Origin of the sequence: Streptomyces sp. RB17, from assembly GCF_009604455.1 — a bacterium.
Taxonomy (GTDB): Bacteria; Actinomycetota; Actinomycetes; order Streptomycetales; family Streptomycetaceae; genus Streptomyces.
Genome location: NZ_WEGL01000019.1, coordinates 21,098 through 35,129, shown reverse-complemented (window position 1 = coordinate 35,129; position 14,032 = coordinate 21,098). Strand labels below are relative to the sequence as shown.

General features: G+C 69.8%; 9 protein-coding genes and 2 pseudogenes. 8 read left to right on the top strand and 3 right to left on the bottom strand.

Going from position 1 to position 14,032, the window contains the following annotated elements:
• Nucleotides 1–80: 80 nt before the first annotated feature.
• The gene (locus tag SRB17_RS42810; RefSeq protein WP_153547282.1) at nucleotides 81–563 is read right to left on the bottom strand and encodes a hypothetical protein; all 483 of its coding nucleotides are present in this window, start codon (nucleotides 561–563) and stop codon (nucleotides 81–83) included.
• A gap of 337 nt (nucleotides 564–900) precedes the next feature.
• Between SRB17_RS42810 and SRB17_RS42805 the strand changes: the two genes are divergently transcribed.
• From SRB17_RS42805 to SRB17_RS42785, 5 genes and pseudogenes are all read left to right on the top strand, one after another.
• Complete coding sequence (locus SRB17_RS42805) at nucleotides 901–1,110, top strand: ferredoxin (RefSeq protein ID WP_153547314.1); 210 nt, start codon at nucleotides 901–903, stop codon at nucleotides 1,108–1,110.
• Nucleotides 1,100–2,426: pseudogene (locus SRB17_RS42800) on the top strand (NAD(P)/FAD-dependent oxidoreductase). Before SRB17_RS42805 ends, SRB17_RS42800 begins: the two are co-directional and overlap by 11 nt.
• A 55-nt stretch (nucleotides 2,427–2,481) precedes the next feature.
• Nucleotides 2,482–3,498 carry a cytochrome P450 gene (locus SRB17_RS42795; protein ID WP_323377541.1) on the top strand — a complete coding sequence of 339 codons (1,017 nt, stop codon included), beginning with the start codon at nucleotides 2,482–2,484 and terminating at the stop codon, nucleotides 3,496–3,498.
• A gap of 398 nt (nucleotides 3,499–3,896) precedes the next feature.
• On the top strand, nucleotides 3,897–6,359 hold the full coding sequence (locus SRB17_RS42790) for a SpoIIE family protein phosphatase (protein ID WP_153547278.1): 2,463 nt from the start codon (nucleotides 3,897–3,899) through the stop codon (nucleotides 6,357–6,359).
• A gap of 86 nt (nucleotides 6,360–6,445) precedes the next feature.
• Nucleotides 6,446–8,887, top strand: a complete 2,442-nt coding sequence (locus SRB17_RS42785; protein WP_153547276.1) for a SpoIIE family protein phosphatase — start codon at nucleotides 6,446–6,448, stop codon at nucleotides 8,885–8,887.
• Between the two features lie 289 nt (nucleotides 8,888–9,176).
• Here SRB17_RS42785 and SRB17_RS45760 read toward each other — a convergent pair whose 3' ends face one another.
• Complete coding sequence (locus SRB17_RS45760) at nucleotides 9,177–9,794, bottom strand: hypothetical protein (protein WP_323377536.1); 618 nt, start codon at nucleotides 9,792–9,794, stop codon at nucleotides 9,177–9,179.
• Between the two features lie 733 nt (nucleotides 9,795–10,527).
• Here SRB17_RS45760 and SRB17_RS48755 point away from each other — a divergent pair.
• Nucleotides 10,528–11,001, top strand: a pseudogene (locus SRB17_RS48755) (MMPL family transporter); the annotation flags it as partial.
• A gap of 346 nt (nucleotides 11,002–11,347) precedes the next feature.
• On the opposite strand, the gene SRB17_RS42770 reads toward SRB17_RS48755, so the two are convergent.
• Nucleotides 11,348–11,899 carry a TetR/AcrR family transcriptional regulator gene (locus SRB17_RS42770; protein ID WP_323377535.1) on the bottom strand — a complete coding sequence of 184 codons (552 nt, stop codon included), beginning with the start codon at nucleotides 11,897–11,899 and terminating at the stop codon, nucleotides 11,348–11,350.
• 170 nt (nucleotides 11,900–12,069) lie between these two features.
• On the opposite strand from SRB17_RS42770, the gene SRB17_RS42765 reads away from it, so the two are divergent.
• A complete protein-coding gene (locus tag SRB17_RS42765; protein ID WP_153547274.1) occupies nucleotides 12,070–12,678 on the top strand; it encodes a hypothetical protein in 609 nt (202 codons plus the stop codon).
• A 13-nt stretch (nucleotides 12,679–12,691) separates the two neighbouring features.
• Complete coding sequence (locus SRB17_RS42760) at nucleotides 12,692–14,026, top strand: Dyp-type peroxidase (RefSeq protein ID WP_153547272.1); 1,335 nt, start codon at nucleotides 12,692–12,694, stop codon at nucleotides 14,024–14,026.
• The last annotated feature ends 6 nt before the right edge of the window (nucleotides 14,027–14,032 follow it).

The window sequence follows — 14,032 nt, the reverse complement described above, 5'->3', positions numbered from 1 at the left end:
CCAGCGGTCGCATCCCTGCCGCCGACAGGCATCAAGGCGAGGGGTACGGCCTCCGCTCAGGGGTACAGACGGGACCTGTCCTACCGGTCACCGTTGTTCCGGCCGTAGTGGTCCCAGCCGAAGTAGTCCCAGCCACGGTGGTTCCGGTCGTGGTGGTCCCAGCCGAAGTAGTCCCGGTCACCGCGGTTCCAGTCGTGGTGGTCCCAGGCCCAGCCGTCGCTCTCGTAGCGGTTCCAGTCGTGCCGGTAGGACCTGTCGGACTTCCACCCGCGCCCCTCATCGTCCCAGCGGTAGCAGCGACCGTCGCGGCTGTGCCAGAGGGAGCCGGCGACATGGTCGTCGTGGTGCCAGCCACGCTTTCCGTCCCAGCAGTAGCCCTGCTCGGTCAGGTAACCCACGCTGTGGTCCCAGCGGTAGTCGGCGGGGTTGACCTCGGCCGACCGCTGGACATGCACAGCTGTGGGAGTCGCGGCCGAAGCGGTGCCCCCGGCACCGACAACGGCGACACCCGCGACCGCCACGGAGGAAACGGCGACAGCAATCCGCTTCGTGAGCTTCTTCATGATCTTTCCTTCCGGCTGGTGCGATCTGCACCAACGGCTGCTTTTGCAGGCGATGTGAGGCGCCTGGCGTCGTGCGGCGTTGTCCGCCAAGCAGTTCCATACGTTGTATGGAATCGCCCTGCCAGGATAACCATACGACGTATGGAAATGGGGAGGCGGTGACAGTGACTCGGGTCACCCGGACCACCTGGCCGAAGGGCGCGTACCTGAACGATTCTCGGCAACTGGAAGGCTGTTCCCGGGAGTTCGTCTCCTTCCCCCTCACTCTGCTGGCCCGAATACCAGGCCCCACGCTGGAGAGGAGGGGGGTGTGACAACGGAGGAAGAAGTGGTGGAGATGCGGACCGTTGTCGACCTCACACGCTGCCAGGGCTACGCGCAGTGCGTGTTCCTCGCGCCGGAGGTGTTCGAGCTGCACGGCGAGGAGGGACTGCTGTACGCCACAGCCGTGCCCGAGAACCAGGGCGAGCGCGTGCGCCAGGCCGCGGCTGAGTGCCCGGTGCAGGCGATCCTCCTCGGGGAAGAGGTGAGCACCGGTGCCCGGTGATCTGAAGGACGGCCGCATCGTCATCGTCGGCGCGTCGCTGGCCGGGCTGAGAGCAGCCGAGGCGCTGCGCGAGGAAGGGTTCACGGGCTCGCTGACGGTGGTGGGGGACGAACCCCATGCGCCCTACGACCGGCCGACAGGCGACGGCAGACACTCTCGAGCTGCCGATGCGGCGGGCCGGACGCTGAGTGGCGGCTGGGTGTGCGCGCCACCGGTGTGGACCTGCTGGCGAAGCGGGTGCTGCTGGCCGACGGGAGTCGCTGCCGTACGACAGGCTGCTGATCGCCACCGGTACCCGCGCGCGGCCCTGGCCCAACCCGGACGAAGGCACCTTGGACGGGGTGTTCACCCTGCGCACGCGCGAGGACGGCGCGGGGCTGGCCGAGCGGCTGGCCGCGCGGCCGGAGCGGGTGCTGGTGATCGGCGGCGGCTTCACCGGCTCGGAGATCGCCTCGGCCTGCCGGGAACTGGGCCTTGAGGTGACCGTCGCCGAACGCGGCCCCGCCCCCCTGGTGGGCGCGCTCGGCGGCACCCTGTCCAAGCTCGCCGCCGTCATGCAGCGCAATCACGGCGTGGACCTGCGCACCGGGGTGACGGTCACCGCCCTGAACGGCAACGGCAGCTTTACCGGCGCGCAGCTGTCCGACGGCAGCCGCGTCGAGGCGGACGTGTGCGTCGTGGCCCTGGGGGCGATCCGCAATGTGGAGTGGCTGGCGGAGTCGGGGCTGGCGGCGGGCCCGCGCGGCATCGCCTGTGACGCAGGCTGCCGGGCCTTCAACATGTACGGGATCGTCACCGACGACGTCTTCGTGGCCGGTGACGTCTCCCGCTTCCCGCACCCGCTGTTCGGCTACCAGATGCTGTCGCTGGAGCACTGGGGCAACGCGGTCGAGCAGGCCCAGGTGGCGGCCCACAACATGGTCAACCCCGGGCCGCTGCAGCGCCCGCACTTGGCCATCCCGGTGTTCTGGTCGACTCAGTTCGGGCTCAACATCAAGTCGGTGGGCGTGCCCACCTACTCCGACCACGTGGTCATCGCCCAGGGTTCCCTGGAGGCGCGCCGTCTGGCGATGGTCTACGGCTACCAGGGCCGGGTCACCGCCGCCGTCACCGTCGACATGGCCAAGGTGCTCGACTACTACCGGCACCTGATCGAGACGGCTGCTCCCTTCCCGCCCCCGCCCGGCGCGCAGGACCGTGCGATCGCGGCCGACATCACGATCCCCTCCGAAGTGCCCGATCCGTCGGTGCTGTCCCACGGTCCGACCGTCGCGCTCACCGGTCATCTGCCCGACCGCCGGCTGACGGTGGTGTAGCCCCCATCCCGCCCCTACGAGGAGCCGTCATGGACTCCGCGACCTTGCTGGCACGATCACCGACTACGCCAGCCGTCCCAACCCCTATCCGCTGTACGCGGAACTCCGCGCGGCCGGTCCTGTGGTGCCGCAGGCAGACGGCAGCTACCTGATCGGCGGCTACCACCAGATCGCCGCTCTGCTCCACGACCCACGGATGAGTGCCGATCCCCGCACCCGTGGCGAGGTGACCCGCAAGCCGCCGTTCCTGCGGCTCGACGACCCCGAGCACCACAGGCTGCGCACCCTGGCCATGCGACCGTTCGGGCCTCCGCACAGCCCTGGCCGGGTCGACGGCATGCGCGGCGAGATCGACCGGATCACCAAGGAACTGCTGGAGCCTTTCGAGGCGGGCCGCCAGGTCGACATCGTCGACGACTTCGCCTACCCGCTGCCCGTCACCGTGATCTGCCGGCTGCTCGGCGTGCCGCGCGAGGACGAGCCGCTGTTCCGGGCCTGGTCAGACGCGATCGTCGCAGCCGCCGACGTCAGGCCCGACGACGACTCCACCGAGCCGGACAAGGCCGGCGACCAGGCACGGATGGAGATGGGCGGGTACCTGTTGAACCTGGCCGAGCAGCGCCGTGGCAAGCCGGGCGACGACATGCTCTCCGCCTTCGTCAACGAGCCGGACCCGGCCCTGCGGCTCACCGACGAGGAACTCGCGGAAACCGCCGTACTGCTCCTCATCGCCGGACACGAGACCACGGTCAACCTCATCACCAACGGCGCCCTCACCACCCTCGTCCCCGCAGGCGCGTCCGTCGTTCTGGTGCTGGCCTCGGGCAACCGCGACCCGATGCGGTTCCGCGATCCCGACCGGTTCGACCCCGCCCGCCCGGACAACCAGCACCTCGGCTTCGGCAGCGGCATCCACGCCTGCTACGGCGGACCCCTGGCCCGCGTCGAGGCGTATGCCGCGCTCGGCGCCCTGCTTCCCCATCTCGGCAGCGCCCGCCTGGTGGAAGACCCGCCCCCGTACCGGCAGAACGCCATGCTCCGCGGCCCCCGCCACCTGCCCATCCACCTGTGAACCCGAGGGGGCACGGCGTCCTCGTCAGGCTACGCCGGGAAAGGGGCGCCGTACGCTGCCGCGGGCTTCGCCCGCGGAGAAGCCAGGCATGTGCGGGAGCTTCCCGTCCGTGCCGTCCCAGGCTTGCCTGCGCTGCAGCTAGGCGCTGAGCCCGATCATCCAGGGCTTGCAGATGTTCGTCCCACACTCCTGATCGTTCAATCAATACCGACGAGGGGCTTGACGATGAAAGGATTACATCTGACTATTTCATCATAAGTGGGCAGAATGTCGCATACGGACACATGCCCCACGTGTGCCGCTCAACCGGACAACGCCGTTCACCACCGCTGCACACAGAGCCGCCGCGCCACATGCCGACGCTCTCCGCACCTCCGCACCGATTGGGATGAACCGCGATGACGTACACCGACCACACCCCCCTCCCCGAGCCGGTGAGCCACCGTGAGATACCCGACGCCGCCATAGCAGTCCTCGATGCAGAGGGCACCGTGGTGGGGTGGACGCAGGCCGCGCAGCAGCTTGTCGGTCATTCGGCCGGGGAGGTGGTGGGCCGGTGCGCCGCACACGTGCTGCCACCACCAGAGGAGGCCCATAGGGCGTCGGCGTTCGCCGAGCAGTGCCGTGCGCGGGGCGGCTGGTCGGGGACCGCAGCGATCCGCCACCGCGACGGCCACACGCTCAGGATGACGCTGCGGGTCTCGTTGCTGTGGGGCCAGGACGCCGGCACCCGGTGGCTGGTGTCCGTCACCGACATAGGTTCCCTGTCCTCGGGGGCGACCGGAGGGCCGGTGCGGGAGTCACTCCTTGCCCGAGCACCGATCGGCATCGTCGTCTATGACCCGCGCCTGCGCTGTGTCTGGGTGAACGACGCCATGGAGCGGCACGACGGCGTGGCTCGTCACCGACGCTTCGGGCGCGGCCTGAAGGACTCGCTGCCCGCCATCGAGGCCGAAGCCCTCGAAGTGGTGATGCGGCAGGTGCTGAAGAGCGGCACCACGATGGTGCACGAGTACCGGGCGTGGCCGCCGACCGACCGGCGCCGTGAGCATGCGTTCTCGGCCTCGTTCTTCTGCCTCCAGGGCGCGGACGGCACGCCCCTGGGCGTGTGCTCCATGACCGTGGACGTCACCGGAAACCGGCGGGCACGCGAGCGCCTCGCCATCCTCAGCGAGGCCAGCACGCACATCGGCAGCACCCTCGACGTGATGCGGACCGGGCAGGAACTGGCCGAGCTGGCCGTACCGTTGCTGGCCGACCACGCCCTCGTCGACCTGGTGGAATCGGTTCCGTTCGGCGTCGAGCCCTCGACACGGATCGCCACGACCAGCGGCCGCCCACCGCTGCTGCGCCGTGCCGGTCTGGCCTCCGTCGACCTCGGTGCCCTCGAGTTGCCGTGGGTGCGCGAAGAGGTGGTCCACGCCCACCCGGACTCTCCGTTCGCCGCCGCCATGCGCACGGGCCGGTCCTACCTGGAACCCGTGCTGAACACCCATGCCGGTCCCTGGGTCGACCACGACCCGGTGCGGGCGCAGAAGGTACGCGACAGCGGCGTCCACTCCTTGATGGTGGTACCCATCCGCGCGCGGCGCTGCGTGCTGGGACTGGCGCTGTTCGGCCGCTCCGAGGAGCAGAATCCGTTCCAGGAGGACGACCTGCTCCTCGCCGAAGAGCTGGTCACCCGGGCGGCGCTCTGTCTGGACAACGCGCTCCAGTACGCCCGTGAACGCACCGCCGCCCTCACCCTGCAACGAGACCTGCTGCCCCATCGGGTGCAGGGCGGTGCTGCCGTCGAGGTCGCCTCGCGCTATGTGCCGGCCGACATGGACCACGGCGTGGGGGGTGACTGGTTCGACGTGATCGAGCTGTCCGGCGCCCGGGTGGCCCTCGTCGTCGGCGACGTGGTCGGCCACGGCATCAACGCCGCGGCGACCATGGGCAGACTACGCACCGCCGTGCGCACGCTCGCGGACCTCGACCTGCCGCCGGACGAACTACTCGCGCGCCTCGACGACACGGTCCGGCGGCTGAACGACGAGGACAGCGATGACTCCGGCCAGGCCCCCGCGGTGGTGGGCGCCACCTGTCTGTACGCCGTCTACGACCCTGTCACCCGGCGGTGCACGATGGCGCGGGCCGGGCATCCGCCGGCCCTGATCGTCGGCGAACAGGGCGGGGTCACCGTCCCCGACCTGCCCGCCGGAGCCCCGCTCGGCCTTGGTCTCGGCCTGGTTCCCTTCCAGTCCGTGGAACTGGAACTGCCCGAGGGAAGTGTGCTCGCCCTCTACTCCGACGGGCTGGTGGAGTCCCGCGACGAGGACATCGACGTCGGCCTGCGCCGCCTGTGCACCGCCCTGGCGCAGCCGGGCGCGTCCCTGGAGGACATGTGCTCGCGAGTGATGCAGACCCTGCGGGGCCGCACACCGGCCGACGACGTCACCTTGCTCCTTGCCCGGACCCGCGCGCTCGAGCCCACCCAAGTCGCCTCCTGGGACCTGCCGAACGAACCGGTCACCGTCCCGGCAGCCCGGCACCTGGCCGCCCGTCAGCTCAGGGAATGGGGCCTGGAGCCACTCGTGACGCCCGTGGAGTCGATCGTCAGCGAACTGGTCACCAATGCCATCCGCCACGGCGACGGCCCGAGCCGCCTACGGCTCATCCAGCACCGGGTGCTGACGTGCGAGGTCTCCGACAGCAACACCGGCCAGCCACGCCCCCGCCATCCCCACACGCTCGACGAGCACGGCCGCGGCCTCCACCTGGTCGCACAGCTCTCGCGCCGGTGGGGCTCCCGCTCCGCAACGGACGGAAAGGTCGTCTGGGCCGAACAGGACCTGCCCACCACGGCCGGCGCCCGGTGACCCGTCGGCGAGCCGGGCGGCCGACAGCGAACGTCCGCGCATGCCGGTATCCCGTAGCAGCAGGCTCTCACAAGGAAGCCAGAGACATGGACCACGCAGTGAACGGTGAAAACGCCGACTCGGCAGGCGCCCCCCAAGAAGCGATGAGCGACTCCGGTGCCGATCCCGGCGGCAGGGTGGCCGCCTTGGACGGCCTGGCAGCCGCGGTGCTCGACGATCGAGGCGTGGTGGTGGGGTGGACCGGGACAGCAGAGGATCTGACGGGGTTCCCCGCCGACGATGTCCACGGCCGCCCCGTGCGGGAACTGGTGGCCGACCTCCCGGACGACCTGAGCAGGGCCCCACACGTGCCGGCGTTCGGCCAGGTACGGCTGTGGCACCGGTGCGGCCACACCGTCGACGTCACTTTCCGGACCACAAGGCTGGGCACCTCGGCGGAGTTCCTCGTGCTGGCGGCGGCCACTCATCACGTCGCCGACCATCAGCACGGCGCGGCGCTTCTGCGGGCCCTGTCCGCACAGCACCGGATCACCATCGCTCTGCACGACACGGACCTCACCACCGTGCAGACGAATGTCACGCAGGACGCTCTCGACGGCCGTCCAGTGCAGCCCGGCACCCGACTGTGCGACGTGCTGTGCGCCGAAGACGCAGCGAACCTCGAGGCGGTACTGCGTCAGGTGCTCGAGACGGGCGTCCCAGTGGTCCGCACGAGCTGGCAAGTGAGCCTGCGGCACCGTCCGGCGCGGCGGCACGCGCTGTCACTGTCCGCCTTCCGCCTGGAGGACGCGCGCGGACGTCCCACCGGGGTCGCAGCGCTCTACATCGACGACACTGAGCTGCGCGCCCGCCGGCAGCTGGATCTCGCCCGCGAGGTCGCCGAGCGGGTGGGGGGCTCCCTGGACGTCGTGCGCACCGCGCAGGACCTTGCGGACGTACTCGTACCCGCTTTCGGTGAACTCGCCGCAGTCGACCTCGCGCAGTCCGTCTTCTACGGTGACGAGCCCGCCGAGCTGCTGGGCGGCGGAGATCTGCATCTGCGCAACGCGGGCCTGGCGCCCGCCACCGCAGCATGGCCCGCCGGCATCGAGCACGGCACCCTAGCCCCCCCGCTGTCCGACCACCCCCTCCTGCGCAGCTTCCAGCATGGCGAGACAGTCGTCTGCAGTCGGGACGACTTCGCCGCCCTGCTCGGCGGCCCGCACCTGGCCGAACACCTCATCCCGCACGACGCCCATGCGGTGATGGCGGCCCCCCTTTACGCCCGCGGCCTCGCCCTCGGCGCGATCGTGATCTGGCGCACCGGCCTGTCCGAACCCTTCACCGAGGACGAGACGGATCTCATGCGTCAGATCGCTTCCCGGGGAGCACTCGCCATCGACAACGCCCGCCGCTACACGCGCGAGCACCGGGCGGCCATGGCCCTGCAACAGAGCCTGCTTCCTCCGGCCACGACCGACACTCCTGCAGCCGAGACCGCCGGCGTCTACCGGCCCGCAAGCGGGGGAGCGGGCACCAGCGGCGACTGGTACGACGCCATCGCCCTGCCCTCCCTCCGGCTGGCCCTCGTCGCCGGAGACGTGGTCGGCCACGGCATACGCGCAAGCGCCACCATGGGCCGCCTGCGCGCCGCCATCCAGACACTCGCAGACCTCGAACTGGAACCGGACGAGGTGCTCACCCGTATCGCGGACCTGGTCCAGCGCCTTGCGGCCGAAGCACCGTCCGACGAACACGACACCGTCGGCGCCACCTGCCTGTACGCGGTCTACGACCCGGTCACCCGACGCTGCGCCATGGCCAGTGCCGGACACCCGCCGCCCGTCCTGGTCCGGCCCGACGGGACCGCCGAAACAGTCGACATCGTCCCCGGACCACCACTCGCCGTCAGCGGCATGCCGTACGAGACCACCACGATCGACCTCGAGCCAGGCAGCGTTCTCGCCCTCTACACCGACGGCCTGGTCGATCGAGGGGCGGACGACGACACCGATGGCGGGCTCCGACGGCTGACCCATGCGCTCACCACTTCCCACCGCTCGAACCGCACTCTGGACGAGACCGGCCGGGCAATCGTCGCCGACCTGGTGGACGAAGAAGCGCGTGACGACGCGACCCTGCTACTGGCTCACACCCGCGCCGTACCCGCGGAGCACACCGCTCATTGGCAGATCCCGGCCGATCCGGCAGCCGTCTCCCGGGCCCGGGAATGGACGACCCGGCAACTCACCCTGTGGGGACTGGACGACCTGCTCTTCACCACCGAACTCATCGTCAGCGAGCTGGTCACCAACGCGATCCGCTACGGCCGTCCGCCGGCGGAGCTGCGGCTGATCCGCCACAACGTCCTGATCTGCGAGGTCACCGACTCCAGCAGCACCCAGCCCCGCCTGCGCCGCGCCCGCATCACCGACGAGGGCGGACGCGGCCTGTTCCTCGTCGCCCGACTCGCCGAGCGCTGGGGCTGCCGCCATGGCCAGAACCACAAGACCATCTGGTCCGAACAGTCCATATCGCGCGCTCATTGATCACGCCCCGAGCTCGGCGTCTCGAGTGAGCGGGCTGCCGCCTGCCAGGCGAATCGGTGTTGCTGGTTCAGCCCCCCGTATGAGGAAAGGGCTGTCGGCCGTGACGCTCCGGATGCCCGCGCACCGCGCAGCGAGTCGAAAAATCACGTCTGACCTGCTCTTTCTCGTGGCGGGCGCAGGCCGACATGTTTCCTATGACCCACCACGTCGGTGTGCCGCGATCCTTGAACCGGCCGCGAAGAGCTCCTGGACTGCGGTTGTGTGTGCGCACCACGTGCGGTGCGGGCGTTCAGGTGGGGCCGTAAGGGCTCCAGTGCCCGAGGAGGGGTTTCAGGTCGTCGGCCCGTGGGTTGGGAATGTCGGGCAGCCGGGCTGGTGTGTTCAATGGGTCGAGGCGCTCAACGGTGGTCGCTGCACAGCTGATCCATTCCTCGGCTTCGGTTCTGGCCTGGCCCGGAGGCATGGCCTCGACTCGCGTGCGTACGGCGCTCACGTATTGGGTCAGTCGGGTGGCCTGGCGCCATGCCGCTTCCTGAGCTTCCAGGTGCCTCATCCGGTACGCCTCCGCGTACCGGATGAGGGCTTGTTCCATGGCGGCTTCCCAGCGGATGCGCTTCTGGCGTGCCGCTTCGGCCTCGTCCTGGCGTCTGCGTTCGGCGGCTTGGCCGCGAAGCGTGACCTCCTGTGCGATCTCGGCGAGCCGCTCTTCGAGGGCGCGGCCGGGAGCGTCGGCCCATTCGCTCGCCCGGTGTGGCTGGCCGCCGCTGAGGATGATGCGGAGGCGTTCGGACGGGGTGCAGTCGTAGCGGGGGATTCTGACCCAGGAGTGCTTCTCGGCCTCGGCGAGTGCCTTCTCGGTGGCGACGTGCTCGGTCCGGTCCTGTTCCTGGAGGACGAGAAACCCCACTGGCTGGCCCTGCGCGGTGATGGTGAAGTGAGGATTTGCCCTGCGGCGGCGATGAGACGGGGGTGCGAAGCCGGTTCGGCCGGCCGAACAGGTGTGTCCTTCGGCCTCGGCGGCGGTGATCAGTGCCTGGATGAGTCGGAGGGCGCGTCCTTGGACGGACCGGGTCAGGCCCAGCGGCTGGCGTTCGTTCTGCTACCTGGTCAGACCTGTGCAGCCGCAACCCTCGTCATAGGGGCAGTGTGATAGGCGGGTGATACGGGGAGGCCCCTTCGAGGTCCGTCCTGACGGGGTATCTGCGCGGAGGCGTGAGACGGCGAAGCCGCACTGGAGCGCTCCGGTGCGGCTTCGCCGTGAGATCGGCTGCGCTGGCGCCACGATGAAGTCGGCGCCTCATACGCTCCGTGTTCCTGTCACGCTTCCCGGCGCGCTGACTTTGCGATTGCACTCGCCCGGAGGAGTCCATGTATTCCTGGAGTGCGCTGTCAGTGCCTCCTCGTACCGTCAGGATGGGCCGCGCAACCAGCGCTCCTTGAGTGACCACTCCAGTCCATCGTCAGTGGCCACATCTTCCGGCGAGGTGAATGGGAACGCGGAACCGCGTTGCGGAGTCCCAGGGCGGCGCGCCCAGCGCGGATTCCGCAGACAGGATCGTCGTCGGCCGGGACCTCACGCGACTCCGCGTCGGCCGGCATGCCTCGTTGCGCGAGCCGCCTCCGCAGCTGCGCCCGGTCAGTGGTGGGCCCGCTTCAGCCCCGGCCCGGTCACGAGCTTCCTGCCGGTCCTGCTGATCGGTGTCCTCTTCGGCCTCGCCATGGACTACGAGGTCTTCCTCGTCAGCCGGATGCGCGAGCACTACGAGCACACCGGTGACGCCGCCGAGGCCATCACCCACGGCGTCGCCCGCAGCGGCCGGGTCGTCAGCGCCGCCGCGCTGATCATGGCAGCGGTCTTCGGCGGTTTCGTCCTCAACCACGACCCGATCATCAAGTCCATCGGCTTCGCCCTGGCGTTCGGTGTCCTCGTCGACGCCTTCGTCGTCCGCATGACCCTCGTCCCGGCGGTCATGGCCCTGCTCGGCCGCCGCGCCTGGGGCCCGCCCCGTTGGCTCGAACGGATCACGCCCGACGTCGACATCGAGGGGGCGAGGCTTCCCGGGCGTGGGGAGGACGAGGCAGAGCAGAAGCAGCACGAGGTCGCCGTGCGCTGAGCCGTCGGTATCTCGTCCATGGTCCGTCCGGTGGCCGAAGTGGCATGCACGGGCGGTCCTTTCCGGCATCGACTCGCCGTTTCGACCACAGCCACGGGTCCGGCTGACCGCCCGCCCAAAGAGCCTCCTCCCGCAAGACTCCTGACGAAGCGGGCAGCCCTTCCCGACGCACTCCGCGCCGACACCGTCGCGTCCAGCAGGGGCGGGGTCACCGGCAAGCCCATGAGGCCGTAGCTGTCGGCGGGCAACAACCGCATCGCCGCGGCCCTCTCGGGAAGCGGCAGCCTCACCCTGCGCGACCTGCGCGTCTCCGGGACGGCGGGGCGGGATCGAGGGGACGACGCTTCTATGGCGCCCACGCCCGCAGCGCGGCGTCCACCACTATGTCCACGGTCTCTGAGCCGAGCGTTGAGCCCACAAGGAAACGCTGGTAGACCAGGGGCCCGACGGTGGTCATCGCGAACATCTCAGCCGTAACGTCGGCGCGGAGCCGGCCGTGCTCGACGGCCGCGGCGACGGCGGGGCGCAACGCGTCGACGATCTGGTTCAAGAGCGTCTGCCGCAGATGCTGCATACCGTCGTCGTGCTGCGCCCCGCCCAGGACGGCGGCGAGGACCGCTCCGGCCTGGGTGTCGTCGAGCCATTCGCCGAGCCGGAGCAGGTAGTGCATCAGCTCGGCGCGCGGCTCGGCACGCATCTCCGCCGGTGCCGGCGGAATCGGCGGCATTCCGGCCTCCAGCGCGGCCAGGCGGAGTCCGAGCAGGTCGGGCCAGGGGCGGTAGACCGTTGCCCGGCCGACCCCGGCACGGACGGCCACCGCCTGGTGCGTGACGGCCTCCAGCCCGCCCTCGGTGAGCAGTTCGGTGGCCGCGGCCAGCATGGCCTCACGACTGCGCACCTGGCGCGGGTTGGCTCGCTCCTTGTCTCACAGCGACGTGGGTCATGCGATCGATTGCGTGTGTCGCGTTGACAGGGCCGACGGGATGAAGTGATGATGTAATCAGTTATGCAGCTTTGATCAACGGCGTCGCCGACAGGGCGGGCGCCCCCACCCCGAGGAGAGGTGCCATGAGCGAGAAGGACCTGCACGCGAAGTTCCAGACGCTGCCCGACGCCGTACGTGAGAAGGTCGACGCGACGTTGGCGGACGCGAAGATCGCGCTCAAGCTGAAGGTCGCCGAGATACTGGCTGACAAGGAGGAAGTGGCCGAGCATGCCGTCACCACCGCCGGCCGGATCGGCGCCAAGAGCGGTGAGGTGTCGGAGCTCACGACGATCCTGCCGCTGAAGCCGAACGGTGCCGAGCGGCTGCGGAAGTTCTTCAAGCTGGTCGGCGGGAACCTGGCGGGCGCCGGTCAGGTCGGCACGCTGCACAACATGCGGTTCGTGTTCCTGGACAACGACACCAAGCTGCTGTTCGCAACCGCATTCGACGGCGAGTGGGACCCCTACATCGACGACTTCGCCACCAAGATCCCCGACTTCATGGACTACCTGTTCAGCAACGTCGAGGGCTGGCCCGGCATCACCTCGCCCGATGTGAAGGACTTCATCGTGAAGTACCAGATCCCGGCGGAGGCGTGGTTCGTCGCCCACCCGGGCCTCACTGTCGCGGAAGGCGCCCGCCTCAAGCGGCAGGAGTCCGCCGTACAGCGGTTCCTGTCCGACCTCAACTGAGGGCAGGCCCACCATGTCCGTCTTCCGACGCCTGCGTCGCCCGCCCACGCTGGATCTCGACGATATCCAGGCAACCCTGCTGCGTGCCCGGCCCGAACCCTACTTCGGCACCCACGCGATCCTGGAGATCACCGAACCATCGGCGGGCAAGGAACTGCTGCGTCGGCTGGCCCCGAGGGTGACCTCGGCGGCGCGCTGGGACGAACCGCGGCCGTCCTGGCTGGCCGTCTCCCTCAGCTACCAGGGACTGGTCGCCCTGGGCGTGCCGCAGGAGTCGCTGGCCTCCTTTCCTGCCAACTTCCGTGCCGGCATGGCCGCCCGTGCCGAACGGCTGCGTGACACCGGCGTGAACGCGCCGGCGAACTGGGAGTTTCCCTTCGGCACGCCGCGCGTGCACGTCGCCGTCACGGTCTACGCCGCGAGTGAGGGCGACTGGCGTGCCGAAGTCGCCGCCTATGAGAAGGAGTTGCGGGATGTCCCCGGCGTGCGGCTGCTGTCGCACCAGGACTTCGCGGCCGACGGCTTCAATGTGTTCGGCTACCGGGACGGCTTCAGCCAGCCGGTGGTCGAGGGCAGCGGCGCCGAACCCCTGCCGGGCGACGGCCGACCGATCAAGGCAGGCGAGTTCGTGCTCGGCTACCCGAGCGAGACCGGCCACGCGCTGCCCGTACCGGCTCCGGACGTCCTCGGCCGCAACGGCACGTACGTCGTCTTCCGCAAGTACCACTCCCATGTAGCCGCCTTCAACAAGTGGCTGCACGACAACGCCCGCACCGAGGCAGAACGCGAACTGCTGGCCGCCAAACTCGTCGGCCGCTGGCGCAGCGGCGCACCACTCGCCCTGGCCCCGGAGCGCGACAACCCCGCGATCGGTGAGGACCCGAACCGGATCAACGACTTCGACTACGCCGCCGACCCGCGTGGGCTGTGCACCCCCCTTGGCTCCCACATCCGCCGCATGAACCCGCGCGACACGAAGCTGACGGTCCTCACCGACGTCAACATCCGCCGGATCATCCGGCGCGGCACCTCCTACGGCACCCCGCTGCCCCCGGACCGCCTCAAGGACGACGGCAAGCCGCGCGGCCTGGACTTCATCGCCCTCGGCGCTCGTGCGATCGACAACGTCGAGTTCCTGCAGAGCGAGTGGGTCGGCTCCGGCAACTTCATGGGCCTGGGCAAGGAGAAGGACCCGATGATCTCGCTCCAGGACAAGGGTGCCTACTTCACCGTGCCCGGCACCCCGCCCCGCCGGGTGCAGAACATCCAGTCCTTCAACACCCTGCTCGGCGGCGAGTACTTCTTCATGCCCAGCCTGTCCGCCATCCGCTGGCTGAGCACCATCTGACCCCCA